Source organism: Saccharothrix luteola, from assembly GCF_020859565.1.
GTDB classification, from domain to species: Bacteria; Actinomycetota; Actinomycetes; order Mycobacteriales; family Pseudonocardiaceae; genus Actinosynnema; species Actinosynnema luteola.
The window spans coordinates 24306-49223 of record NZ_JAJHUO010000047.1 but is presented as its reverse complement, the minus strand read 5'-3'; the positions used below and the strand labels follow the sequence as shown (position 1 = coordinate 49223).

Genomic DNA, 24918 nt, shown 5'->3' with positions numbered 1-24918 from the left:
CTCCTTAGTTCTTCCGTGCTCGTATTCCGGGGGTTATTGGTCCCGCTCGCGCTGTTCGGCCTGTTCATGGGCGATCAGCTCGTTCAACCACCGCACTTCGCGCTCGGTGCTCTCGAGCCCGAGCCGGTGCAGCTCCCGGGTGTACCGGTCGATGCGTTCACTGGTAGCCGATAACGAGGTGCGCAGCCCCTCGCGGCGCTCCTCGACGCGACGCCTGCGGCCTTCGAGGATGCGCATCCTGATCTCGGCCGGAGTCCGGGAGAAGAACGCCAGGTGCACGCCGAACGAGTCGTCGTCCCAGGTCTGGGGCCCGGCGTTGACCAGCAGTTCGGCGAACCTCTCCTTGCCCTCCGCGGTGAGCCGGTAGACCTTGCGCGCCCGACGGCCCCACCGGGCCGAGTCGTCCTCGGGCACCTCCTCGACGATGAGGCCCCCGCGTTGCAGCTTGCGCAACGTGGGGTAAAGCGTCCCGTAGGAGAACGCGCGGAACGCACCCAGCAACTCGTGCAGGCGCTTGCGCAGCTCGTAGCCGTGCATTGGCGCCTCGTGCAGCAGGCCGAGCACCGCGAACTCCAGCACGAGCACCTCCTCGCTCCGGTGAGCGCCGATGGGTGCGGTCAGTATATCGGTGCGATACATCCGCGCACGCCGACGCTGTGTCACGTCGCACACAGCGACCCCTGCCTTCGGTCCACTGCCCTGAACGGCCCATCGACGCGGTTGGGGCGGCACGTACTCTGGTCGTCGTGTCGACCCAACGCCAGGTCGTGGACTACGCCTTGCAGCGCCGTGCGCTGCTGGCGGAGGTCTACGCGGGCCGAGTGGGCACGATGGAGGTCTGCGACGCCAGCCCGTACCTGCTGCGAGCTGCGAAGTTCCACGGCCGACCGAGCGACGTGACCTGCCCGGTGTGCCGCAAGGAACCGCTCACCCACGTGTCCTGGGTCTACGGCGACGAGCTCAAGCACGCGGCCGGGTCCGCGCGCACCACCGACGAGCTGGCCCGCATGGCGACCCTCTTCGAGGAGTTCACCGTGTACGTGGTCGAAGTTTGCCGCACATGTAGTTGGAACCACCTGGTGCAGTCATACGTCCTGGGAACGCGCGGCCTGAACTCTCGCAAGCCGCGCAGGAGGACCGCGGCGGAGTGAACCTGCTCCGACCACGGGCGCCGCTCCGGCGAGGAGCAGCGGCGTACGACCACCGAACCGCGTGCAACGGCACGCCGGTCTGGGAGGCCATTTCGTGAACGACCAGCATGACGACAGGCATCGTGGCGCGGAGCCGCAATGGCCGACCGGGGAGGACCCGGACGGCGGCGGGCACCCACCGCGCCACGGAGCCGGGGATCAGCCGGAGCGTCCGAACACCCCGCCAGGTGGTTTCGCGCGCTCCCCGCTCGACGGCCCCGGCCCTGGGCACGGCACCCCGCCGGGCGGGTTCGCCCGCCCCGGCACGCCGCCCGGCGGAGGCCGGCCGGCAGGGGGCACGCCTCCCGGCGGCATCCCCCGCGGTGGCCCGCCGCCGCGGCGACCCGCCGGTCCCGGCGCACCCGGCCCCGGCGGCAGGCCCGGTGGCCCGCCGACCGGTCCCGCCGCCGCGGGCAGCGTCCCCGGCGGCCCCGGCCAGCGCCCGAACACGCCTCCCGGCGGCCTGCGCGGCCCCGGCGGTCCCGTGCCGCCCGGCGGCCGGCCACCCTTCGGCGGTCCAGGTGGTCCGAGTGCTCCGGGTGGTCCGCGCAGACCCGGCGGTCCCGCCGGCCCGGGCGGTCCGCAGCGGCGTCCCGGCGAGGAACCGACGGACCTGCTGCCGCCCGTGTACCAGACCACGCCGCGCGAGCCCGAGCTCCTCACGCACCGCGAGGACGAGGTCGAGCTCGAGCCGTTCTACGACGACGAGTACGACGAGGAGCTGACCGAGGAGGAGGCTCGCGCCGTGCGTCGCAAGAAGATCTGGCGCCGCGTGCGCCGCACCACCTACGTGGCCTTCGGCCTGATGCTGCTGGCGCCGGTCGTCGCGTTCGCCATCGCCTACCAGGTGGTCGAGGTCCCGAACCCCGAGGCCCTCGCGGCCGAGCAGGGCAAGGCGATCACGATCCTCTACGCCGACGGCTCCGTGATGACGAAGTACGCCCCCGGCGAGGCGAACCGGACCATGGTCAAGTACGAGGACCTGCCGGAGTCGATCAAGCACGCCTTGTTCGCCGCGGAGGACCCGACGTTCGAGACGAACGTCGGCTTCGACCTCAAGGCCATCGCCCGCGCGGCCTACTACCAGCTCAAGGGCGAGCAGAGCGGTGGTTCCGGGCTCACGCAGCAGTACGTGAAGGAAGCCACCGACCAGACCGACATGACGCTGTCCCGCAAGTTCACCGAAGCGGTCACCGCGTACAAGATGTCGCAGCAGCAGGACAAGAAGGACATCCTCACCGCGTACTTGAACACGATCTACTTCGGCAAGGGCGCGTACGGCATCAAGACCGCGGCGAAGGCGTACTTCGGTCACGACGACCTGAAGAACCTGACCTACTCGCAGGCCGCCCTGCTGGCGGGCATGGTCCAGAACCCCGGCCGCGACTGGCAGCCCGCGTACCAGCAAGAGCGCTGGAACTACGTGATGGACCAGATGCTCGAGTACAAGTGGATCGAGCCGTCCTACCGCCAGAGCGAGCCGTTCCCGACGCCGGTCGAGCAGACCGACGACTCGGGCCTGGAGGGCCCGCGCCTGCACATCCGCGACCAGATCCTCAAGGAGATGGACAAGGTCGGGTGGGACGTCAAGAAGTCCCAGTCGGTCGGCGTCACCGTGCACACCACCATCGACCCGCCGAAGCAGCTGGCGGCCGAGAAGGCGGTGCAGGACGTGCTCGGCAACCAGCCCAAGGAGCTGAGGTCCTCGCTCACCGCGATCGACCCGCAGTCGGGCGCGGTGCGCGCGTACTACGCGGGCTCCGACGGCACGGGCCTCGACTACGCCACCGACACGCTCCAGGAAGCGGGCTCGTCGTTCAAGGCGTTCGACCTGGTCGCCGCGCTGAAGGCGGGCAAGGGCCTCGGCTCCACCTACGACGGCCGGTCGCCGAAGACGTTCAACCTCGGCGGCACCCAGATCACGATCCGCAACGCGTCCGACCCGAACGACACCTGCGGCGAGAAGTGCCCCATCCGCAAGGCGATGGAGCTGTCGCTGAACACGGTGTTCTACGAGATGGTGATCGAGGTCGGCACCCAGCCGGTCGCCGACGCCGCGCACGCCGCGGGCATCCCGAAGTCGGTCGAGGTCCAGGGCGCGAAGAAGGACCTGCTGGTCAACGAGACCGGCGGCCCGCCGAACGTCGGTATCGCGATCGGCGGCGGTGAGGCGCAGGTCCGGCCGTTCGACATGGCCTCGGCCTACGCCACGTTCGCCGCGCGCGGCATCTACCACGAGCCGTTCTTCATCTCGAAGATCACCAACTCCGAGGAGAAGGCCGTCTACCAGCACGTCGACGTGTCGCGGCAGGCGTTCGACCCGGACCCGCAGAAGAACCAGGACATCGCCGACAACGTCACCGAGGCGCTCAAGCCCGTCGTCAAGCCGTCGACCGGCCTCGCCTGCGCGGGCCGCGAGTGCGCCGGCAAGACCGGCACGCACGAGCTCCCCGACCACGCCGACCAGAACTCGAAGGCCTGGATGGTCGGCTACACGCCGTCGCTGGCCACGTCGGTGTGGCTGGGTCGCGACGAGGGCAACGTGGCGTTGAAGGACGCGCAGAACCGGCCGATCTTCGGTGGTGGCCTGCCCGGTCAGATCTGGAAGAAGTTCATGGACCGGGCCTTGGAGGGGACGCCGCCGGAGCCGTTCCCGAAGCCGAGGAAGTTGAACCAGTTCGACGACCCGAAGCCGACCACCACGACCACCACCACGACCACCACGCAGAAGCGGGACGAGGACAACCGGTCGACGACGACCGACCCGACCTCGACCAAGCCGACGACCACCAAGCCGACGACCTCGACCCGTCCGTGCGTGGGCCTGGCCTGCCCGCCCACCACCACCACGACGACGCCGGAGAACGGCCCCGACCCGATCGGCGGCGGCGGTAGCAGACCAACGGGTTAGCGCCCGCGGTCGACGCACGTGAAGAGGGGTCCGGCAACGCGCCGGGCCCCTCTTCGCGTGCCCGTCCCCCAGCGGGGTCGCGACGAACCGGCGCGGGTTCGCGAAGACCTCACAACTTCCGTTGACGCCGGCCCGTAGCATCCGTCACCGTGGCCAGCCCATCGCAGCACTCGCAGGCGACCCCCGACGGCGCGCAGGCGAACGCCGACGACACCGACTCGCTCGGCCCCGACGAGCGGGTCAACCCGACGTGGACCGAGCCGTTGGCCCGGGCGGCGAGCAAGCCGCTCGGCGGACCGGTCGGTCGGCACGCGTCGGTCGGGCGGCAGTGGTTCTGGACGCCGCTGCGGGTCGTGCTGCTGTTCGCGGTGGTGACGCTGGCGCTGGCGTGGTTCCAGAAGTCGCCGTGCGTGCAGCAGTACGTGGACGACAACGGCGTGGTGCAGCTGGACTGGCGCGGCAGCAAGCAGTTCACCGCGATGTGCTACTCCGACACCGTGCCGCTGTACACGGCGGAGCGGTTGGACAAGCCGGACACGTTCCCCTACAAGACCTCGTGGGTGGACGACGAGGGCAAGCCGACGGCGCACGTGCGGTACATGGAGTACCCCGTGCTGACGGGCATGTTCCAGCTGCTCAACGCGCGCATGGCGCAGGGCTGGACGGTGATCGCCTCGTCCGGGTGGTTGCCGAACCCGATGACCGTGATCGTGTACTTCAACATCACCGCGATCTGGCTGGCGCTGGCGTGGCTGGTGACCGCGTTCGCGGTGGCGCAACTGGCCAGGCGACGGCCGTACGACGCGGTGCTCGTGGCGGTCTCACCGCTGGTGGTCGTGCACGCGTTCACCAACTTCGACACGCTCGCCACGGCGTTCGCGACGGCGGGCATGCTCGCGTGGGCGCGCAAGAAGCCGGTGCTGGCGGGCGTGCTGCTCGGGCTGGGCGGCGCGGCGAAGCTGTACCCGCTGTTCCTGCTCGGGCCGTTGCTGCTGCTGTGCTGGCGGGCGGGCAAGCTGCGGGCCGGGTGGACCACGCTCGGCGCGACGCTGGCCACGTGGGGGTTGGTGAACGCGCCGATCGCGTGGCTCTACCCGGACGGCTGGCGCGAGTTCTTCCGGCTCAACACCGAGCGCGGCGTCGACCCGGACTCGCTCTACAACGTGGTCGCGCAGTGGACCGGGTGGCAGGGCTTCGACCCGGGGCTGGCGCACGGGCAGGCGCCCGAGGTGTTGAACACGGTCAGCGCGGTGCTGTTCCTGGTGTGCTGCGCGGCGGTCGGCTTCGTGGCCATGTCCGCGCCGCGGCGGCCGCGGTTCGCGCAGCTGGCGTTCCTCGTGGTGGCCGCTTTCCTGCTGACGAACAAGGTGTGGAGCCCGCAGTACTCGCTGTGGCTCGTGCCGCTGGCCGTGCTGGCGCTGCCGCGGTGGAAGCTGCTGCTGGCGTGGATGGCGGTGGACGCGCTGGTCTGGGTGCCCCGGATGTTCTTCTACCTGGGCGTGGACCACAAGGGCCTGCCGATCGACTGGTTCCTCGGCGCGGTGGTGGCGCGCGACATCGCGGTGATCGTGGTGTGCGGGTTCATCGTGCGCGAGATCTACCGGCCGGCCCTGGACAAGGTGCGCCAGACCGGCGACGACGACCCGTGCGGCGGATTCATCGACGGCGCGCCGGACCGGTTCGCGCTGCGGTTCGGCCGACGGCGCCGGGACGACGCGCCGGTGCCCGCCGGCGTGGGCGGCTGACCTACGCGGAGGTCGTGGGCGCCGGACGTCGGCGGGTCGGAGTCCGGTCGGTGAAGGTGACCTCGGAGCGCAGGAAGACGAAGAACAAGGCCACCAGCAGCGCCGCCCGGCCCCACACCCCGATCACCACGGCCTGCGCCGCGAAACCGTCGTAGATCCCGGACGGCTCGCCGAACTCGATCGCGTAGAACCAGCGGAAGATGCCGACGCCCATGGCGAAGTCCGCCACGAAGTACGCCGCCACCCAGCCCCAGTCCACCCGCAGCAGCACGAACATCGGCACCAGCCACAGCGTGTACTGCGGCGAGTGCACCTTGTGCAGCAACAGGAAACCGCACAGCATCGCCGCCGACACCGGCACCCACGGGTAGCTGCCCTCGCTCAGGTACCGCCGCCACCCGATCCGGCACGCCAGCCCGAACGACAGCAGGATCCCGATCGGCGACAGCACGGCCACCAGCGACTGCATGACGTCGTCGGGCATGAACGGCCGCATGGACCAGAACCAGATCGAATTCGTGGTGATGTCGACCCGCCGCAGGCCCTGGAACGCGAACGACGCCTTCCAGCCCTCCGGCCCCGCCACCGCGAACGGCAGGTTGACCAGCACCACCGTCACCACGGCCGCCAGCGCCACCTTCACCGCGCCGGCCAGGTCGTAGCGGACACCGCGCGGCAGGGAACGGCCGCCGGGACCGCCGGTCAGCACGTACAGGCACAGCGGCAGCACGAAGATCGCCGGGTAGATCTTGAACGCGAACCCGAGGCCCAGCAGCACGGACGCGACCACCGCGCGGTCGACCAGCGGCCGTTCCCGCCGTCCCCAGCCCCGGTGCACCACGTACACCGCCGCGACCGCGCAGAGCACGACCGGCAGGTCCCAGTTGTGGAACGCGTACAGCACCACCGGCGGGCCCAACGCCCAGATCAGCGCGCGCCACCGGCTCAGCTTGCCGAGCAGCCACCCGGTGACCAACCCGAACGGCGCCATCAGCAGCGCCGAGAACAGCAGGAACGCGGCGTCGTTGTCCGCGAGGATCGCGCCCGCCCAGATCGTCAGCCCGGTCAGCACCGGGTACTCGACCACGCCGCCGACCAGCACGCCCTTGCTGTTGATGCTCCCGTTCACGTACGGGAAGACGTGCCGGTCGATGTCACGGCCGATCCACAGGTGCTGGATGTCGGAGTAGCAGACCTCGGCCTTGTTGCGCCGCTCGTAGTCCGGCGCGCTGCGGCCCCACTGGTCGAACTCCGGTCCGGTGCAGCGGTCCTTGTTGAGGAAACCCGCGAACATCGTCAGCCCGCACAGGAGCACGACCGCGGCCAGCGCCACCCGGCCGAACCGCGACGGGGACGACCCGGCGTCCGCGCGCTCAGGCACGGCCACCACCTCCCGGGTCACGCTCAGCGGCCCAAGTGCTCGCGGAGGAACGCGATGTCCGCCGCCTGCCCTTCGTCCGGTGTCTCGACCAGCACCGGCGAACCGGCGGCCGCGGCCACCGCGACCAGCTGCTCCGGGTCGATGGTGCCGGACGCGATGTTGGCGTGCCGGTCCCGCGAGGAGCCGAACTCGTCGCGGGAGCTGTTCAGGTGGACCAGGTCGACGCGCCCGGTGATGGCCTTCACCCGGTCCACGACGCCGACCAGGTCCTCGCCCGAGGCGAACGCGTGGCAGGTGTCCAGGCAGAACCCCGCGCCGAACTCGCCGACCGCGTCCCACAGCCTGCCGAGCATGTCGAACGTCCGCGCCATGGCGTTCTCGCCGCCCGCGGTGTTCTCGATCAGGATCGGGACCGCGAAGCCACCGCTGTCGGCCTGGCGCTCGAACATCTTGCGCCAGTTGGCGATGCCGTCGTTCGGGTCCTCGCCCTTGGCGACGTGCCCGCCGTGCACGATCAGGCCCTTGGCGCCGACCTTGGCCGCGCCCTCGGCGTGCTGGAGCACCATCTTCCGCGACGGGATGCGGATGCGGTTGTTGAGCGACGCGACGTTGGCCAGGTACGGCGCGTGGATGAAGACGTCCAGGTCGGAGGCCAGCAACCCCTCGGTCTGGGGGTGCGGCTTCGGCGCCTTCCACCCCTGGGGATCGGCCAGGAAGAACTGCACGACGTCGGCGCCGCGGTCGACGGCGGCGCCGAGCGGGTCGTCGTCGCGGACGTGGGCCCCGATGCGCATGGGTGTGGAGGGTAGTCGGGCGCCGAAACGCATCGCCGCCCGCCGCCGATAGGAAATTTGTCGTCGAGGGGGATGGCCCACGTCACGATGAGCACCTACGCTCGTTACTTGCAAGTAGGAAACGGGAAGCGCGGCCGGCACGCCAGGGGGGCAGACATGCGGATCCGGCTCATTCGGCTGGTGAGCGCGGCGGCCGTCGTGCTCGCGGTCGGCACGGCCGGCGCCGCCGCGGGCTCCGGTTCGGCCGTGGCCGCCGAACCCGTCGTGGTGGGCAGCTGCGCGACCACCGTGCAGGGCGCGCCGGGCACACCGGTGGCGCTGAGCCCGGCCGCGGTCCTCGACCCGATCGTGCAGCTGATCCGGGCGATCCCGTTGCTCGGCCCGCCGCTCGCGGAGCCGTTCCGCCAGGCGTTCTCGGCGCTGCCGCCCATCGCGATCGGCGCGATCCCCACCGGGTCCGGCGTCATCACCGGCGGCGACATCGCGAACAAGGTCAACGCGGAGCTGGTCAAGCTGCCGCTGCTCGGGCCGATCATCGTCACGCTCTCCAACGGGGTGCGCGCGGAGCTGACCAAGCTGTGCGGCGTCACCGTGCAGGGCGTCAACGCCGCCGCCGCGCCCGTCCAGGACGGGTCGAAGGCGCTCGCGGACGCCTCTCAGCAGGCCACCGGCCAACTGCCGGGCCTGCCCGGCGACAAGCCGTCGCCGAACCAGCCGCCGCAGACCGGTCAGCCGGGCGCGAACCCCGGCACCTCGAACCCCGGTGCCGCCCCGAACGAGCAGCAGCCGGCGAACAGCCCGGTCGGCGGCGTCGGCGGCGGGCTCGACGTGCCGCTGTACGGCTCGAACCCGTGGGGCGGCAACTTCGGCCGCGTGCCGCTGTTCAGCTACGGCGCCCTGCCGTTCGCCGTGCCCGGCCAGTACGCGCCGTCGCCCGGCGTGCGCTACGGCGGCGGCGTGAGCGGCTACCGGCCCGGTTACGGCGTGCCGAACGCCGACGACTCCGACGGCGTGCAGACCGCGGGCCGGGCCCAGGCGCTGCCCGGCTCCGGCCGGATGGGCGGCGGTGTGGCGGCCCCCGTGCTGCTGGCCGTGCTGCTGCTGTCGTGCGTGACGGGCGCTCTCGTGCGCACCTGGGTGCTGCGCCGCGCCGTGGCCTGAGTCACGTAAGTCCCCCTAAGGGCGAACCGCGGCCGCGTTCTCCGCCCACAACAGCGGCTGCTCCGCGTCCTGCGCGGTGGCCATCCACACGTACGGCTACACGTCCCACAACCGGGGCACGCGGATCATCGAAGAGGTCCGCCAGGACCTCCTCAGCCGGGGCCTCTGACCTGCTCGAACAGGCCGCCGGGAGGTGCGACCCGGCGGCCTGTTACCCTTCACGGGTTGCTGACGCGACGACCCTCCTGCCACGGAACGTCCGTGGCCGCCGAGTCCACAGGAGGTGAGTGGTCTTCATGCGTCATTACGAAGTGATGGTCATCCTCGACCCCAGTCTCGACGAGCGCACGATCGCGCCGTCCCTTGACACGTTCCTCAACGTCATCCGCACCACGGGTGGCAACGTGGAGAAGGTCGAGGTCTGGGGCAAGCGCCGGCTGAGCTTCGAGATCAACAAGAGCGCCGAGGGCATCTACGCCGTCCTCGACCTGATCTCGACCCCCGACGCGGTGAAGGAGCTGGACCGCCAGCTCGGCCTGCAGGAGACGGTGCTCCGGACGAAGGTCATCCGGCGCGACCCCGCCAAGGCCGCGAAGACCGCGGCGAGGATCGCCGCCAAGGCCGCGGCCAAGGCCTAGGAGCCCAACCATGGCAGGCGAGACGACGATCACGGTGGTCGGGAACCTGACCGCCGATCCCGAACTCCGCTTCACCCAGTCCGGCGCCGCGGTGGCGAGCTTCACCGTGGCCTCCACCCCCCGCACGTTCGACAAGAACAGCGGCGAGTGGAAGGACGGCGAAGCGCTGTTCCTGCGGTGCAACGTGTGGCGGCAGGTCGCGGAGAACGTGGCCGAGTCCCTCACCCGCGGTTCGCGCGTGCTCGTGTCCGGGCGACTGCGCCAGCGTTCCTTCGAGACGAAGGAAGGCGAGAAGCGCACCGTCATCGAGCTTGAGGTCGACGAGATCGGCCCCTCGCTGCGCTACGCGACCGCGAAGGTCAACAAGGTGAGCCGTGGAGACGGCGGCGGCGGCTTCGGCGGCGGCGGTCAGTCTCGCGGTGGCGGTGGCGGCGCACCGGCCGACGACCCGTGGGGCTCCGCGCCCCCGGCCGGCTCCGGTGGCTTCGCCGACGAGCCCCCCTTCTAGACCCGGCACCGGTCCACTCCACACTTCACTGCGTAATACCCAGGAGTTCACACATGGCCAAGCCGCCTGTGCGCAAGCCCAAGAAGAAGGTCTGCGCGTTCTGCAAGGACAAGAACGCCAACCTGATCGACTACAAGGACACCACCCTGCTCCGGAAGTACATCTCGGACCGGGGCAAGATCCGCGCCCGCCGGGTCACCGGCAACTGCTCCCAGCACCAGCGCGACGTCGCGGTCGCCGTCAAGAACGCCCGCGAGATGGCGCTGCTGCCCTACACCTCGACGGCTCGCTGAGAAAGGGGACGGCATCGTGAAGCTCATCCTCACCGCTGACGTGACCGGCCTCGGTGGCCCCGGCGACATCGTCGAGGTCAAGGACGGCTACGGCCGCAACTACCTGCTGCCGCGCGGCCTGGCGATCGTCGCCACCAAGGGCGCGACCAAGCAGGTCGAGGTCATCCGCCGGGCGCAGGACACCCGCCGGGTGCGCGACCTGGACCACGCCAAGGAGATCAAGGCCACGCTCGAGGGCCTCGGTTCCGTGACGTTGAAGGCCAAGTCCGCGGCCGGCTCGAAGAAGCTGTTCGGCTCCGTCACCTCGTCCGACGTCGTGTCGGCCGTGCGCGCGGCCGGCGGCCCGACGCTGGACAAGCGGTCCGTCGAGATCGCGGGCCACATCAAGACCCTCGGCAAGCACTCGGTGAACGTCCGGCTCCACCCGGAGGTCACCGTGTCGCTCTCGGTCGAGGTCGCGAGCGCGGTCTGACGTTTTCCCCGGAAGCGCCGTTCGACCAGGTGTTCTGGTCGGGCGGCGCTTTCGCACGTCCGGCTGTGGACAACTCTTGTGACACGTTGTGCGCGACACGCCGTGCCGCTGGTTACACGCGACACGCCGAAGGTGTGACGCACTACTTTTCCACAAACTTATCCACAGGCCTTGACCTGCGCGAACTTTTGTCTGGGCCCGAGTTGTACCCAGGTTGTCCACAGGTTTCCCCAGGCCTGTGGTCAGCTGGGCGCGGCCATCCCCAAGCTGTCCACCGAGTTGTCCACAGGTGGGTTTGCCTACGCCATCCAGGTGGCTCTAGCGTCGCTGGACCACGGGGCGTGGCGTGGCGGACATTGTCGGACCCACGAGGTACAACATCCGCACGGCAGCAGATTGGGGTGAGCTCACGGTGGCGCTGGTGGACGACCGGGGCATGGCCGAGCCCGGCTTCGAACGGCAGCCGCCGCAGGACCTCGCCGCCGAGCAGTCGGTGCTCGGCGGGATGCTGCTGAGCAAGGACGCGATCGCCGACGTGGTCGAGGTCCTCGCGCCCAACGACTTCTACCGGCCCGCGCACCAGGCCGTGTACGACTGCATCCTCGACCTGTACGGGCGCGGCGAGCCGGCCGACCCGATCACGGTGTCCGCCGAGCTGGAGCGCCGGGGCGAGCTGCTGCGCGTCGGCGGCGCGCCGTACCTGCACACGCTGATCGCCACCGTGCCGACGGCGGCCAACGCCTCCTACTACGCCGAGATCGTGGCGGAGAAGGCCGTGCTGCGGCGGTTGGTGGAGGCGGGCACGAGGATCGTGCAGCTCGGCTACAACGGCGCCGAGGGCGCGGACGTGGACGAGGTGGTCGACCGGGCGCAGGCGGCGATCTACGAGGTCACCGAGCGCCGCACCACCGAGGACTACGTGGTGCTGGAGGAGCTGCTCCAGCCGACCATGGACGAGATCGACGCCATCGCCTCGCGCGGCGGCTCGTCGCTCGGCATCCCGACCGGTTTCGCGGACCTCGACGAGCTGACCAACGGGCTGCACCCGGGTCAGATGATCATCGTCGCGGCCCGGCCCGGTGTCGGCAAGTCGACCCTGGGACTGGACTTCGCCAGGTCCTGCTCGGTGAAGCACGGGCTGACCAGCGCGATCTTCTCGCTGGAGATGTCGCGCACGGAGATCGTCATGCGCATGCTCTCCGCCGAGGCCCGCATCCGGCTCGGCGACATGCGCGGTGGCCGGATGAGCGACGACGACTGGACCCGGTTGGCGCGGCGGATGAGCGAGATCAGCGAGGCGCCGCTGTTCGTCGACGACTCGCCGAACCTGACCATGATGGAGATCCGGGCCAAGGCGCGGCGGTTGAAGCAGCGCCACGACCTGCGGCTGGTGGTGGTCGACTACCTCCAGCTGATGTCGTCGGGCAAGCGCACCGAGTCCCGCCAGCAGGAGGTCTCCGAGTTCTCCCGGAACCTGAAGCTGATCGCCAAGGAGCTCGAGGTGCCGGTGATCGCGATCAGCCAGCTCAACCGAGGCCCCGAACAGCGGACCGACAAGCGCCCGCAGCTGTCCGACCTGCGTGAGTCCGGCTCGCTGGAGCAGGACGCGGACATGGTGATCCTGATCAACCGCCCGGACGCCTGGGAACGGGACGACCCGCGCGCGGGCGAGGCGGACCTGATCATCGCCAAGCACCGCGCCGGCCCGACGGCCACCATCACCGTCGCCCACCAGCTGCACTACAGCCGCTTCGCCGACCTGGCCCAGGGCTGACGGCGCCCGTCCAGGAGCTCGGCGGCCACGGTCAGCGGGTGGGGCGGACCGCACGGCGCAGGGCGTCGACCGTGGTCTCCGGTGAGGTGTTGAAGCAGAACACGATGCCGGGCACGAGGTGGTTGAGCAGGTTCACCAGGCGTTCGAACAGCACGGTGTGCTCCGGCGCCATCCGCACGCCCGCGCCGATCATCACGACCCCGACCGGGTGGTCGGCCACGCACGCGCGGACCTCGCGCTCGGCCTCGTCCGGGTCGGCGGTGACCTGGCACGGCACGATGTCGAACCCCTCCGCGCGCAGCGCCGCCTCGCCCGCGGCGATCCGGGCCGTCAGCGTGTCCTCGTCGAGGCCGGGGTACCGGCTGTAGTCGATCGCGCCCGGGTGCAGCCCGAGCGACAGGATGCCGGTCTGCACGGCACCGTCCCCTTCCGGTCGAAGAAGCCGTCGGTCGGCCCGAGGCCGGCTGGTGATCATGTCAGGCGCCGCCGTGCACGCGAGGCGATCACGAATCGAGAAGCGCAGGTCAACAGGCGTGCTTAGGCTGACCGCCATGGACCTCACGATCAACACGAGCTTCCTCCCGCACGACGACCCCGAGGCGTCCCTCGCCTTCTACCGCGACACCCTCGGCTTCGAGGTCCGCAGCGACGTCGGCCAGGGCAGGATGCGCTGGATCACGGTCGGTCCGGTCGGCCGGCCCGACACGTCCATCCTGCTCGCGCCGCCCGCCGCCGACCCCAACGTCACCGACGACGAGCGCCGCACCATCACCGAGATGATGGCCAAGGGCACCTACGGCTGGATCCTGCTGGCCACCCGGGACCTCGACGCGACGTTCGAGAAGGTGCAGGCCGGCGACGCCGAGGTGGTCCAGGAGCCCACCGTGCAGCCGTACGGCGTCCGCGACTGCGCCTTCCGCGACCCCGCGGGCAACCTGATCCGCATCCAAGAGCTCCGCTGAACGGGGAGGTCCACGCCATGTGCCACCCCGCGTGGGCGCGCGCACGCGCCGAGGCGAAGCGACTCGAAGACCTCGCGCGGTTGCGCCGCGTGCGCGACCGGATCGACCGCGAGCACGCGCGGCCGTTGGACGTCCTCGCGCTCGCCCGCGCCGTGGACCTGCCCGCCGGACTCCTCAGCCGCGAGTTCCGCGACGCCTACGGCATGTCCCCGTACTCCTACCTGGTGGCGCGGCGCGCCGAGCGGGCGCGAACCGCTCCGCGTCAGCCGCCCATCGCGGTCAGGACGGTCACCAGGTCCGCGACCAAGGCCTCCTCGGACGGTGCGACCAGGTCACGGCCCTTCTTGACCCTGCCGGCGAGCTTGACCAGGACGTGCGTCGTGCCGTCGACCGCGTAACCGGCCTGCACGTAACCCGAGCTGCTGCCCCCGCCACCTTTCACGGTGTAGTAGACGGCGTAACCGGTGTCGCCCACCGGGAGGTCGTACACCTTCCCGAAGGTGTACGTCCCGTCGGACGTCCGTCCCAGCAGGCTCCTCAGCTCCCTCGCCAGCTCTTCCTCGGCGGGGGTGTTGGAGTCCTCCTCCTCCACTCCGACGGCGATCTCGACGGTGCGGTGCACGGAACCTTCGCCGTAGGACGCACCCTCCGGCGGGTCGTACGCACAACCACCGCGTTTGGGCACGGGGGCGACACCCAGTCGGCCGGCCGCCGCGTCGAACTTCCCGCACACGTCCCCGGTCGTGGTCCCACCGGCAACCGGGTTCGCCTTCGTCGCGGCCAGGGTCGGGTGCTGCGCCAGTTCCGGCTTGGTGATCCGCGGCTCGCCCGGCTGCCCGTCGCCGCTGAGCGACTTGACGATGTCGGAGATCTCCCCGTAGGTGACCTCCTCGGTGAGCGGGTCGGCCGGCACGCGCTCGCCGTCCTTCGCGGCACGGTGGACGTTGCCCCACAGCGCGACCCACATGAGGTCCTCGCCCGACCGGAACACCGCCTCTGTGTCGGTCCGCGCGCCGTTGGCGCCGACCGCCTTCGTCACCCGGTGGAAGACGTACCCGCCGTCGCCGGCGGGGAAGTGCTCGATCTTGCTCGACGCGTAGCCGGGGTTCTTCAGCTGCGCGTCCCGCTGCCGCACGGCCAGGTCGAAGAAGCGCCGGTAGCGGTCGTCCGCGTCGCCTCGCCAACTGGCGATGTCGGAGCTCATCATGATCGCGCCGTCGGTCAACAAGGACAGGCCGGGCGTGATGAAGCGGCAGTTGATCCCGCCTTCCGTCTCCGCCCGGGAGATCGGCCGGTAGCCGCGGCCGGTCATCGCCCCCTCCAGCGCGCCGCACAGCGCGTCGACCCCCTCGCCGTGCCGGAGGGCGCCCAGGTCGGGGAACGCCAGCTGTCCCAGCGCCGAGTTCTTCGGGAGGTCCTCGCCCACCGCCGACGAGCCCCCACCCGACTGCCGGAACCACACGCCGCCGGCGCCACCGAGCACCACCAGCACGACGATGATCACGGCGACCAACCGGCCCGTGCGCTTCTTCGGCGGGCCGGTCGGCGCCCCGGTCCACTGCGCCGGCGGCTGCGGGTGGTGCGGTGGCGGGAACTGCGGTTGCGGGTACGGCGGTTGCGGGCGGTGCTGAGGACGTTGAGGCTGGTAGGACAAAGCTGCGATCCCCCTGGGATTCACGGCGTGCGGGTAGGGCAGCCGGGCGACTTCGGCACCATACGATCTCCGCGACGGCCGCGATGTCAGGCGAACTACCGACACCGCGGTCGGCGTTCCGGGTGCTCCGAGGCCACCGGTTGCGCCCGTGGTGAGTCATTCCCCCACCATCGAACTGCGCATACGATCGAGGGATGCCACCCGACGCGGCGCGGCGCAGCGACCGTTCGAGGCGGGCGATCCTCCTGGCCGCACTGGAGTTGGTCGAGGCGCTCGGCCACTCCCGGTTGACCATCGAGGCGGTGGCGGCCCGGGCCGGGGTCGGCAAGCAGACGATCTACCGGTGGTGGCCTTCGAAGGGGCCGTTGCTGTTCGACGCCTTCCTGGAGTTCGGGCCGGCCGGCACGGACGAGTTGCCCAGCGGCGTGCTGGCCGTCGACCTCAAGCGGGAGTTGCGGGCCGCGGCCGAGGAGCTGGCCGAACGGCGGTTCGACCAGGTGTGCCGGCTGTTGGTGCACGAGTCCCGCACGGACCTGGTGACGTTGCTGCTGATGCCGCGCCGGATGGCGCTCGAAGAGCGATTACACGCGGCCCGGCGGTTGGGGGACGTACGGCCCGACGTCGACCTGTCGGCGGCGGTGGAGTTGTTGTTGGGACCCGTCTACCAGCGGTGGTTCTTGCGGACGGCGCCGTTGACCGAGGACTTCGCCGACGCGGTCGTCGATCTCGTGCTCCGCGCGCTGCGCACGTGACCATGATCGGTAGGGTTCGTCGATCATGGGGTACGCGGTGGTCGACGTGGAGACGACCGGGTTCGCCGCGCGCGGTGCGGACCGGGTGGTCGAGGTGGCCGTCGTCGGGCTGGACGACGCGGGCCGGGTGACCGACGAGTGGTGCACCCTGCTCAACCCCGGGCGCGACCTCGGGCCGCAGCACGTGCACCGGATCCGCGCGGCCGACGTGTGGCACGCGCCGACGTTCGCGCAGGCCGCGGGCGCGCTGGCGGCACGCCTCGCCGAACGGGTCGTGGTCGCGCACAACCTGTCGTTCGACGCCCGGTTCCTGACCGCCGAGTTCGCCCGCGCCGGGGTGGACCTGCCGGTGACGGGCCTGTGCACGATGCGCCTGGCCGACCGGTACCTGCCGGGCCGGGCCGGTCGATCGCTGGCGGCGTGCTGCGAGGCGGTCGGCGTGGTGCTCGACTCGGCGCACTCCGCGTTGCACGACGCCCGCGCCACGGCCCGGTTGTTCGCCCACTACCTGAGGTCCGGCGTGCCGGAGGCCGAGCCCGTGCCGCGCGTGCCGCTCGCCGGCGACGTGGTCGAGGTGCGTCGTGGCACGGCGGCTCCGGTGTCGCGGCGGCCGGAACTGGTGACGTTGGTGCGCGGTGACCGGGTCGTGTTCACGGGTCGGATGCACGCGCCGCGCGAGGAGTGGGTCGACCGCGCCGCGTCGGCGGGGCTGGTCAGCCAGGGGCACGTGACCAAGGCGACCCGCCTGGTCGTGGCCGCCGACCCGTTCACGCTGTCGAGCAAGGCGCGGCGGGCGCGGGCGTACCGGGTGCCGATCGTGTCCGAAGAGGACTTCGCCGGGATGCTGGACCTGCTCGGTGTTACACCGCCGGTCAAAGATCACCGGACCGGGTGGCGTCGAGCCTATTGAAAAGCCCGCTACCTGCGGGGAGGCTCTTCACGGACAGGCCATGCCTCAGCGGAAGGCACGAGTCCTATGAGTACCGTGCAGACAACGGCTTCCCGTGCGGTGTGGGACGAGTTCGTCTCGGAACTGCCGGTCGGGGTACTGCTCCAGGACGAGAACGGCGTGGTGCTCGCCGCGAACCCGATGGCGTCGTCGCTGCTCGGTGACGCCTGCGCCCGCGACGACTCCGGCGCCCCGCTGCCCAGCTGCGCCGAACTGGCCGCGCAGGTGCTGCGCACCGGATCACCGCTGACCATCCCGGTGGTGCTGCCGCACGCCAAGGTGTGGGCCGAGTACTACCCGATCGGCGCGCGCGGGCAGGTGTTGGTGCTGCTGCGGCCGGTGCAGGCGGACGTGCCGCACAGCGCCGGGCTGCTCGACGCGCTGACCGGGCTGCCGGGACGGGTGCTGCTGCTCGACCGGCTGGACCAGGCGTTGATCCGGGCGCGCACCCAGGGCACGCTGGCGTCCCTGGTGCTGGCGGACGTGCACCGGATGGCGGCGGTGAACGCGGCCCACGGCTTCAAGCGCGGCGACGAGCTGCTGGCCGTGCTGGCGAAACGGCTGCGCCAGGGTTTACGGGCCGACTACACGGTCGCGCGGTACGGCGGCGACTCGTTCGCCGTGGTCGCGGAGCACCCGAACGGCAGCGGCGAGGCGGTCGCGGCACGGGTGCGCGAGCTGACCGGGCGTGCGGTGCGGCTCGGCGGCGAACGCGTGCGCACCGGGGTCCGGGTGTGCTGGGTGACCAGCGACGGCGAAGCGCCGCTGCACTCGGTGATCGCGCACGTCGAGGAACGCCTGCGGCGGTGAGCCGCCCCCCGCGAACGGGACCGGGCCCCCGGCACTGAGGTGCCAGGGGCCCGGTCGCGGGAGGTGCGGATCGGTGGATCAGATCCGCGGCATCACGGTGGTGTCCTCGAGCGGGCTGAAGACGCTCTGCGCGTCGATGCCGGCCAGGGCGGGCGCCTGGGCCTCGGTGAACCGCGTCGGACCGACGCCACCCTGCACCGGGTTGACGTTCAGGCCGCTCAGCGCCAGCGGCGGCACCGCCGGGGACGCGCTGCGGGGCTGCGCCACACCGGGCACGGGCAGCACGAACGGCAACCCGGCCGGCGCCGCGATCGGCAGCGACGACACGGCGCGACCGTCCGGGGTGAGACCGGCGGGCACCTCGTGCACGGGCAGGCTCTCCACGACCGGGAGGCCCTGGGTCGCGGTGAGGTCACCGACCAGCGGCAGGCTGCCGCCGAACGAGCGCTCGTCCGACTCCGGCTGCACCGACCGGGTCAGCACACCCGCGAGGGGTGCCGCTTCGAGGGCGGCGCGGGTCGCCTCGGCGACCGGGGGCAGGCCGTAGTGCAGCGCCTGCACGATGTTGTCGAGCCGCGGCAGCTGCTGGGTCGGCAGCTCGGCCTGTGACAGCGCGCCGAGCGGCCTGGCGGCCTCGGGCAGCCGGGCCTGGGACAGCGCGCCGATCGGTGCGCTCGCCTCGGGCAGCTCGGCCTGCGACAGCGCGGCGACCGGGGCGCCGGCCCTCGACAGCTCCCGCTTGCCCAGCGCGGGCTTCGGCAGGCCCACCTCGGGCGCGTCCAGGTCGGGCGCGTCCAGGTTGGGCGCGTCCGGCTTCGGGACCGCCCTGGCCAGCAGGCCGCTGCCCGGCAGCTGGACCTGGTGGAGGCGGTCGAGCGGCAGGCCGCGCAGCTCGCCGATCCCCGGCAGGCCCACCGGCACCGTGTACCCGGCCAGCCCGCTCACGAGGTCCAGCGTCGGCAGCTCGGTGACCCGCAGCAGGCTGTCGAGGCTCGCCGGGAGCTGGATGCCCCGGTTCGCGTCGGCGACCGGCTTGGTGTCGCCCCGGTCGTCGCCGGTGCGCACGTCGTTGCTGTCCTGCGCGTTCGTGGTGGCGGTGCCGAGCACGTCCACCGGGATGCCGAACAGGCGGGCGAACGCCTCGGTCGGCGCCTCGACGTCGTAGGAGGTGACCGAGCCGCTGCCCTTCGTGGTGGTCACGCCACCGGACTTGCTGCTCGACCGGCTGGCGGTCGCGGCGTCCGCGAGACCGGCGACGGTCACGGCGTCACCGTGCACCGACGGCGTGACCGCGGCGGGCGCGGTGAGCAGGTTGCCCGACCACGCGCTGTCCTCGGCGGAGGTCAGGTGCCCGCCACCGGCGATCAGGCCGGTCCGGTTGTCCGTCCGGGACTCGCCGTTGCCCGCGGCGGTGACGGCGTCGCCGAACACCTGCAGCGGGATCGACGGCTGCGCGCCGATGCCGTTGCCCGAGAACGACGCGTCGTCGCCGGAGGTCTGCACGTCGCCGCCCGAGTGCGAGCCGAACTGGTTGCGGCTCTCCGACTCGACGTTGCTGCCCGCGCCGATCGCGCTGCCGAACACCTGCGGCGAGGACGCCTCGGGCAGCGACAGCACGTTGCCCGACAGGGAGCCCTCGTCACCGGTGGTGGTGGCGGCGCCGCCGGAGCGGGAGTCGAGCTTGCTGTCGGTCTCGGACGAGCCGTTGCCGACCACGACCGCGGAGTCGCCGAAGACCTGGGCCGGGTTCGAGGTGGGGACGTGCACGATGTTGCCCGAGACGGAGCCGTGCTTGCCGTTGGCCGTCGGCGCGTTGCCGAGGTCGATCTCGGTGTCGCTGTCGGTCTTCGACGTCGGGTTGGCGACCGCGCCGCCCGAGTTGCCGAACACCTGGCCGCCCAGCGCGGTCGGCGTGGACACCACGTTGCTGGAGCCGGTGCCGTTGTCGTCGACGCTGGTCGCGACCTTGCCGGAGCGCAGGGTCTTGTTCTCGGTGGCCCGGCCGGTGGGCGTGCCCGCCGCGCCGACGCCGTTGCCGAACGCCTCGGCGGGCGCGCCGAGCGGCACCTGGCCGACGTTGCCCGAGCCGACCGCGTCGTTGCCGGTCGTGCCGTTGTAGCCGCCCGAGTCCGCGACGACGTCGTTGTGGCAGTCCGCGTCGGCGATGCCGCCGCCGGCGACGCCGTTGCCGCACAGGTCGGCCGCGCCGGCCGGCGGCAGGTTCGCCGAGTTGGCCGACAGCACGGAGCGGTCGCCGTTGGTGTAGGTGTCGCCGCCGGAGACCGCGGTGGCCTCGTTCGCGTGCCGGGCCGACGTGGTGCCCACGCCGGACAGCGCGTTGCCCGCGCCGGAGACCGGCAGGGCGACGGGCGCGTCGGCGAACGTGCCGGACAGCACCGCGTCCTGGCCGGAGGTGTAGCTGTGGCCGCCGGCTTCGGCGTCGTGCGCCATCGCGTTGGCGACCTGCGCGTTGCCGCCGCCGGTCAGGGCGTTGTCGCCCGCGGCGACGGGGCCGGCGAACGCGGGCTGGACCACGTTGCCCGCGAGGGTGCCGTCGTTGCCCGAGGTGGACGACCACATCGGGAGGTCGGTCCGGTCGCGCTGGGTGGTGCCCGCGTCGGCGGACGCCCGGTTCTCGGTGGCGGTGTCCGCGTTGCCCGCGGCGCCGATGCCGTTGCCGGTGACCGCGAGGACCGGTGCGACCGGTGCGCCGAGGACGTTGCCCGTGGCGGTGCCGCGCTCGCCGGTGGTGCTCAGCGAGCCGGTGGCCTGGGCGTCGTTCGACGACGAGGCCGCGCTGAAGGCGTTGCCGCCCGCCGCGACCGCGTTGTTGGTGACCTGCGCGGGCACCGCGCCCTGCACGGCGGCGATGTTGCCCGACAGCGAGCCGTCCTCGCCCGAGGTCCGGACGCTGTCGCCCGCGACCGCGCGCTGGTAGGACGCGGCGTGGGACTCGGCGTTGGCCAGGACCGCGACGGCGTTGCCGTTGGCCTGGGGCGAGACGGCGGCGGCGGCGTGCGCCACGTTGCCGGCCAGCGTGCCGCGGGAGCCGTCGGTCCTGATCTCGCCGGCGCTGGTGGCCGACTGGGTGCACACGCCGTCGCTGTAGGCGTTGCCCCCGGCGGCGATCGCGTTGCCGCAGACGCTGACCGGCACGACCACGTCGGCGTCGGCGGTGTTGCCGCGGGTCAGGCCCGTGGCCTCGACGCCGGCCGCCCTCTCCTGCGCGGTGCGGACCAGGGGGTTGGCCGGGACGGCGACGTCGCGGACGGGTAGGTCGGCCGCGCTCGGCGTGCCGATCTCCTCGTGGATCCTCGGCAGGTCGTGGTTGCCGACCAGGGTGCCCAGGTTGTTGTGGTCGACGTCGACCGGCACGCGCACCTTCGCGTCGAGCGGGTTCGGTTTCGCGTCGGGGTTGACGTTCTCCTGGGCTGAAGCGATGCCCGTGCCGAGCATCAGCAAACCACCAGTGACAAGTGCGGTCTGGAGACCGCGCTTGGCCCAGGTTTGCATGGGTTCTCCTTCTTCCGGTGTCCCTTGCGGGAGGTGAGGGGTGGTCGGACGCGGCGACCGCGTCGGGGACGACGACCACCCGGGTCTCTTCTTCAGGGGGAGCGCGGCATCTCGACCGGTGTGGGAGCGCACGCGAGCGGCGCGACGGTCGAGTACCGGGTCAGCTCGTCGATGAGCTGCCGCGGACCGCGCGCTGTGGTCAGTCGGGCGTGATGCCGGGCTGCTTGCCCGGCGTCACGGTGTTCCGCTCGGTGGCGGGGAACAGAGCCCGGGCCACCGCGGAGTCGATGCGGTCGGCGGAGACGGCCGTGAACGGGCCGTTGCCGCCGCCGGAGGAGCCGGAGCCGTCGCCACCGCAGGAGCAGTGGGCCGGCGCGCCGAGCGGCGCGAACGGCATCGACGGCAGTCCGGACGGGTCTCCCGGCAGGGAGGGCCCGTCGTCGCCGGACGGCGCGACGACCTGCGGCCGCGGCGCGTCCAGCCAGGACCGGCTGAGCTTGCCGAACACCCCGTGCACCACCGGGGTGCCGGCGGGAACCGGCACGGCGGTGGCGGCCGGGGTGGTCTCGGTGACGTGCCGCGTCACGGCGCCGTCGACGACCACGTCGACGGGCGCCTGCTCGGACGCGGGGTGCCGGAACCAGTCGCGCACGCCCTCGACGGCGCCGCGGATGTCCTCCGCGACCCGACGCAGGTCGGGCGGGCTCGGCTCGGGCACCCGCGGGGTGCTCAGCGCGGTGTCGAGGTCGTGCACGGCCCGGCCGACCGGGGCCAACGCGGCCTCGACCGGGCCCTCCGCCGCACGGGGCGGCAGCGAGTCGTGCGCGATCCCGGTGACCGGGTCGACGACCGGGATCTGCGCCGACGCCGCCGTGGCGGACAACGCCCAGGCCGCGGCGGTGCCCGCCAGCGTGCCGCCGACGACCAGCAGGGCGCGGGAGAGCAGCCGCCGAACGCGGCCCGCCCCCGTTCCCACTCGCTGGTCAACGCACGACATCGCTGGAACCTCCGCCGAAGAGCACTGGGATTGCCGAAGAGCACTGGGATTCGCCGGCGACGTGATCGAGGTGATCAAGCCGACGACGAGAGACTGCCAGCAGGCGGGGCGCGGGCGCACTCCATTCACACCTGGTTCGCCGGATCGTGTGACGAACACTCTGTGCTTCCAGGCGTGACGGTGGGTGATCAGACGCGCTTGAGCACCCTGGCCGCGCCGGCGGCGGCCGTGGACGCCAGGATCCAGCCGACCGCGATCAGGGTGCTGGAGATCCACTGCGAGGCGCCGCTGAACTTCCACTTGCCGTCCTGGCCGAGGTCCACGATCGGGATCAGCAGGTCCATCGACAGCAGCCAGGCGTTCCAGGACGGCGACTCGTCCTCGTTGAGCTTCGGCATCTCGTGCCCGAGGAACCAGCCCGCGCCCGCCAGCCAGAACGCGGTCAGCCAGGCGATCGCGAGCCACGGCCGGTAGCCGTAGCCGACCGTCCAGCGCTGCAGGAAGCCCCAGACCCGGCCGGCGACGCCGAGCTCGGAGTAGCGCCGGTGCTGCTTCTCCAGCTGCACGAGCTGCGCCAGCTCCTCCTCGCCGCCGTCGCGGTACACCGCCGCCAGCTGCTCGTAGGGCCCGGGCGCGAAGTCCGGCTGCACCTCGCGCAGCCAGCGCAGCCGGGTGCGCACGTCCACGTGCGGCGTGGACGAGATCGAGCTGAAGGTGAAGTCCTCCACGTCGACACCGCCGGTGGCGGCCCACAGCCCCGGCCCGTCCATCACGGTCGTCGCGCCGACCCGCGTCAGCACGACCCGGCCCACCGGGATCCGGTCCTCCGAGAGCCGCAGCACGAGCTGGCTCACCGTGAGCCCGTAGGCGTTCAACGCGATGTCGCTGCCGGGACCGCCCAGGCGCGCGCCCGCGAACGTGGCCATCTTGCCGACCTCGGCGAGCCGGATCCGCACGCCGCCCGCGGCGGTGAAGCCGTGGCTGCACAGGAAGTCCTTGCCGACGGTGGCCACGCGGGCGTCCAGCGACGGCTTCACCGTGCCGTCGGGACGGCGGCGCGGCGAGAGCAGGGACGCGCCGGAGCAGTCGAGGGTGGAGCCGATCTCGGCGTTCTGCAGGCGCAGCGAGCCCCTGGCGCGCAGGTCGCGGAGGAACAGCGTGCCGCCGACGCGCAGCCGGTCGGCGAACAGGACGTCGATGCCCGGCCCGTGCAGCTCGACGCCGGACAGGGACGCGCTGCCCCGCACGTGCGCGTCCACCAGGCGCACCTGGCCGTAGGCCTTCAACGCGGCGTCGCGTTCGCCGTCGCCGTGGAAGCCGCCGTTGACCGCGCCGCGCGCTTCGAGGTCGCCGCGCACCTGGATGCCGTCCGCGTGCAGGGCGACCGGGATGCGCTGGACGGCCTCGCCGGCGTGCTCCGCCGGGTCCTCCACGGCGTCCCGGCGGCCGATCACCGCGCCGGACAGCCGCAGGTAGCCGCCGATGTGGGCGTTGGGCAGGCGGACCGTGCCCGAGGAGGTGAAGCCGTCGTCCAGCTCGACGTTGCCCTCCACCCGCATCCGGTCGGCGACGAGCGCGGCGGCCTCGTCGGCGGTGCCGCGCGGGATCACCAGGACCGGTCGGTCGACCACGCTGGCGTGCAGGCGGGCGCCGGAGAACACGGCGCTGCCGCCGATCCGCGCGCCGTCGAGCAGGATGCGGCCCTCGGCGGTGAACCGACCGCCCTCGGCGTCGCAGAACAGGGTGCCCGCGATGGCGACGCCGGTGGCGTCCAGGGCGTTCCGGCCCGCGTTGAGCAGGCGCGCGCCGCCGAGGTGCACGTTGCCGCCGACGTCCGCGCCGCGCAGCCGCACCTCGCCGCCCGCGCGCAGCGCGACGGCCTGCAACGAGCCGGACAGGCGGATGCGCGCGGCGAGCAGGGCGTGGTCGCCGCCCTTGTTCCGCAGCACGGCGCCCGCCAGCCGGAACGTACCGTCGACCGAGGCGTCGGTCAGGTCGACCACGCCGTCGCTGGTGAAGCCCGCCTCCAGCACCAGGTCGCTGCCGACGCGCAGGTTGCGGCCCCACAGGCCGGGCACCTTGCAGCCGCGCATCCGCAGGCCGACCAGGCGGGCCATGCGCAGGTCCGGCGGCCGTTCGAAGGTGCAGTCCAGGAAGTCGACCACGTGGTCGACCCGCGCGCCCTCCAGCGCGAACGAGCCGACGACGTTCGCGCCGACCAGCCTCAGCGCGGCGGTCCGCGTGGCGCCGTCGGTGAGCAGCGCGGACAGCAGCTCGCCGCGGACCGTGCGCTCGCGCTTGGGCGTCCTCGGGTCGAACCGCAGCGGGCGTCCGGCGGCGAACGCGGCGCGGACGGCGTCCTCGACGGTCTCCTCGGCGGTCACGCGTGCGATCCGATCACCCGCCGTGCCGGT

Annotated in this window: 21 protein-coding genes; 13 read left to right on the top strand and 8 right to left on the bottom strand. The window is 72.1% G+C overall.

Annotated features, from left to right (window positions below):
- Window positions 1–33: 33 nt before the first annotated feature.
- A complete protein-coding gene (locus tag LNK82_RS43585) occupies window positions 34–579 on the bottom strand; it encodes a PadR family transcriptional regulator (RefSeq protein WP_230572677.1) in 546 nt (181 codons plus the stop codon).
- Window positions 580–746: 167 nt separating this feature from the next.
- Here LNK82_RS43585 and LNK82_RS43580 point away from each other — a divergent pair, with 167 nt between their 5' ends.
- The 3 genes from LNK82_RS43580 (at window position 747) to LNK82_RS43570 (ending at window position 5846) form a co-directional block, all read left to right on the top strand.
- Window positions 747–1151, top strand: a complete 405-nt coding sequence (locus tag LNK82_RS43580) for a DUF5318 domain-containing protein (RefSeq protein WP_230572676.1) — start codon at window positions 747–749, stop codon at window positions 1149–1151.
- Between the two features lie 664 nt (window positions 1152–1815).
- Complete coding sequence (locus LNK82_RS43575) at window positions 1816–4101, top strand: transglycosylase domain-containing protein (RefSeq protein WP_230572704.1); 2286 nt, start codon at window positions 1816–1818, stop codon at window positions 4099–4101.
- A 149-nt stretch (window positions 4102–4250) separates the two neighbouring features.
- A complete protein-coding gene (locus LNK82_RS43570) occupies window positions 4251–5846 on the top strand; it encodes a glycosyltransferase family 87 protein (RefSeq protein WP_230572675.1) in 1596 nt (531 codons plus the stop codon).
- A 1-nt stretch (window position 5847) separates the two neighbouring features.
- Here LNK82_RS43570 and LNK82_RS43565 read toward each other — a convergent pair whose 3' ends face one another.
- On the bottom strand, window positions 5848–7227 hold the full coding sequence (locus tag LNK82_RS43565) for a glycosyltransferase family 87 protein (protein WP_372470808.1): 1380 nt from the start codon (window positions 7225–7227) through the stop codon (window positions 5848–5850).
- A 23-nt stretch (window positions 7228–7250) separates the two neighbouring features.
- Window positions 7251–8021 (bottom strand): deoxyribonuclease IV, encoded by a 771-nt coding sequence (locus LNK82_RS43560; protein ID WP_230572674.1) that lies wholly within the window; start codon window positions 8019–8021, stop codon window positions 7251–7253.
- A 156-nt stretch (window positions 8022–8177) separates the two neighbouring features.
- Here LNK82_RS43560 and LNK82_RS43555 point away from each other — a divergent pair, with 156 nt between their 5' ends.
- The 6 genes from LNK82_RS43555 to dnaB all read left to right on the top strand — a co-directional run bounded on the left by LNK82_RS43555 (window position 8178) and on the right by dnaB (window position 12867).
- Complete coding sequence (locus LNK82_RS43555) at window positions 8178–9182, top strand: chromosomal replication initiator protein DnaA (RefSeq protein WP_230572673.1); 1005 nt, start codon at window positions 8178–8180, stop codon at window positions 9180–9182.
- Window positions 9183–9478: 296 nt separating this feature from the next.
- Complete coding sequence (gene rpsF, locus LNK82_RS43550) at window positions 9479–9820, top strand: 30S ribosomal protein S6 (protein ID WP_123748234.1); 342 nt, start codon at window positions 9479–9481, stop codon at window positions 9818–9820.
- A gap of 10 nt (window positions 9821–9830) precedes the next feature.
- Window positions 9831–10328: a single-stranded DNA-binding protein gene (locus LNK82_RS43545; protein WP_123744870.1), complete on the top strand. Its 498-nt coding sequence runs from the start codon at window positions 9831–9833 to the stop codon at window positions 10326–10328.
- A gap of 53 nt (window positions 10329–10381) precedes the next feature.
- A complete protein-coding gene (rpsR, locus tag LNK82_RS43540) occupies window positions 10382–10621 on the top strand; it encodes a 30S ribosomal protein S18 (RefSeq protein ID WP_015805710.1) in 240 nt (79 codons plus the stop codon).
- A 13-nt stretch (window positions 10622–10634) separates the two neighbouring features.
- Window positions 10635–11093 carry a 50S ribosomal protein L9 gene (rplI, locus tag LNK82_RS43535; RefSeq protein ID WP_230572702.1) on the top strand — a complete coding sequence of 153 codons (459 nt, stop codon included), beginning with the start codon at window positions 10635–10637 and terminating at the stop codon, window positions 11091–11093.
- A 412-nt stretch (window positions 11094–11505) separates the two neighbouring features.
- The gene (gene dnaB / locus LNK82_RS43530) at window positions 11506–12867 is read left to right on the top strand and encodes a replicative DNA helicase (protein ID WP_073897890.1); all 1362 of its coding nucleotides are present in this window, start codon (window positions 11506–11508) and stop codon (window positions 12865–12867) included.
- Between the two features lie 31 nt (window positions 12868–12898).
- Here the strand turns inward: dnaB and LNK82_RS43525 are convergent, their stop codons facing one another.
- On the bottom strand, window positions 12899–13282 hold the full coding sequence (locus tag LNK82_RS43525; RefSeq protein ID WP_230572672.1) for a hypothetical protein: 384 nt from the start codon (window positions 13280–13282) through the stop codon (window positions 12899–12901).
- 127 nt (window positions 13283–13409) lie between these two features.
- Here LNK82_RS43525 and LNK82_RS43520 point away from each other — a divergent pair, with 127 nt between their 5' ends.
- Window positions 13410–13829 carry a VOC family protein gene (locus LNK82_RS43520; protein ID WP_230572701.1) on the top strand — a complete coding sequence of 140 codons (420 nt, stop codon included), beginning with the start codon at window positions 13410–13412 and terminating at the stop codon, window positions 13827–13829.
- Window positions 13830–14091: 262 nt separating this feature from the next.
- On the opposite strand, the gene LNK82_RS43510 is transcribed toward LNK82_RS43520, so the two are convergent.
- Window positions 14092–15483 carry a hypothetical protein gene (locus LNK82_RS43510; RefSeq protein WP_230572671.1) on the bottom strand — a complete coding sequence of 464 codons (1392 nt, stop codon included), beginning with the start codon at window positions 15481–15483 and terminating at the stop codon, window positions 14092–14094.
- A gap of 194 nt (window positions 15484–15677) precedes the next feature.
- On the opposite strand from LNK82_RS43510, the gene LNK82_RS43505 reads away from it, so the two are divergent.
- The 3 genes from LNK82_RS43505 to LNK82_RS43495 all read left to right on the top strand — a co-directional run bounded on the left by LNK82_RS43505 (window position 15678) and on the right by LNK82_RS43495 (window position 17994).
- A complete protein-coding gene (locus tag LNK82_RS43505) occupies window positions 15678–16235 on the top strand; it encodes a TetR/AcrR family transcriptional regulator (RefSeq protein WP_230572670.1) in 558 nt (185 codons plus the stop codon).
- Window positions 16236–16260: 25 nt separating this feature from the next.
- Window positions 16261–17145: an exonuclease domain-containing protein gene (locus tag LNK82_RS43500; protein ID WP_230572669.1), complete on the top strand. Its 885-nt coding sequence runs from the start codon at window positions 16261–16263 to the stop codon at window positions 17143–17145.
- A gap of 66 nt (window positions 17146–17211) precedes the next feature.
- Window positions 17212–17994 (top strand): sensor domain-containing diguanylate cyclase, encoded by a 783-nt coding sequence (locus LNK82_RS43495; RefSeq protein ID WP_230572668.1) that lies wholly within the window; start codon window positions 17212–17214, stop codon window positions 17992–17994.
- A gap of 78 nt (window positions 17995–18072) precedes the next feature.
- Here LNK82_RS43495 and LNK82_RS43490 read toward each other — a convergent pair whose 3' ends face one another.
- From LNK82_RS43490 to LNK82_RS43480, 3 genes are all read right to left on the bottom strand, one after another.
- Entirely contained in the window at window positions 18073–21507 is a 3435-nt protein-coding gene (locus LNK82_RS43490; RefSeq protein WP_230572667.1) for a hypothetical protein, read from the bottom strand.
- Window positions 21508–21706: 199 nt separating this feature from the next.
- The gene (locus tag LNK82_RS43485; RefSeq protein WP_230572666.1) at window positions 21707–22504 is read right to left on the bottom strand and encodes a hypothetical protein; all 798 of its coding nucleotides are present in this window, start codon (window positions 22502–22504) and stop codon (window positions 21707–21709) included.
- A gap of 188 nt (window positions 22505–22692) precedes the next feature.
- A complete protein-coding gene (locus LNK82_RS43480; RefSeq protein ID WP_230572665.1) occupies window positions 22693–24888 on the bottom strand; it encodes a translocation/assembly module TamB domain-containing protein in 2196 nt (731 codons plus the stop codon).
- Between the last annotated feature and the right edge of the window lie 30 nt (window positions 24889–24918).

Bases quoted from the DNA above. Each gene is read 5' to 3' on its own strand.
- LNK82_RS43490 (WP_230572667.1), bottom strand. From the start codon at position 21,507: ATGCAAACCTGGGCCAAGCGCGGTCTCCAGACCGCACTTGTCACTGGT.
- LNK82_RS43555 (WP_230572673.1), top strand. From the start codon at position 8,178: ATGCGGATCCGGCTCATTCGGCTGGTGAGCGCGGCGGCCGTCGTGCTC.
- rpsF (WP_123748234.1), top strand. From the start codon at position 9,479: ATGCGTCATTACGAAGTGATGGTCATCCTCGACCCCAGTCTCGACGAG.
- LNK82_RS43500 (WP_230572669.1), top strand. From the start codon at position 16,261: ATGGGGTACGCGGTGGTCGACGTGGAGACGACCGGGTTCGCCGCGCGC.
- LNK82_RS43545 (WP_123744870.1), top strand. From the start codon at position 9,831: ATGGCAGGCGAGACGACGATCACGGTGGTCGGGAACCTGACCGCCGAT.
- LNK82_RS43495 (WP_230572668.1), top strand. From the start codon at position 17,212: ATGAGTACCGTGCAGACAACGGCTTCCCGTGCGGTGTGGGACGAGTTC.
- LNK82_RS43505 (WP_230572670.1), top strand. From the start codon at position 15,678: ATGCCACCCGACGCGGCGCGGCGCAGCGACCGTTCGAGGCGGGCGATC.
- LNK82_RS43560 (WP_230572674.1), bottom strand. From the start codon at position 8,021: ATGCGCATCGGGGCCCACGTCCGCGACGACGACCCGCTCGGCGCCGCC.
- LNK82_RS43485 (WP_230572666.1), bottom strand. From the start codon at position 22,504: ATGTCGTGCGTTGACCAGCGAGTGGGAACGGGGGCGGGCCGCGTTCGG.
- rpsR (WP_015805710.1), top strand. From the start codon at position 10,382: ATGGCCAAGCCGCCTGTGCGCAAGCCCAAGAAGAAGGTCTGCGCGTTC.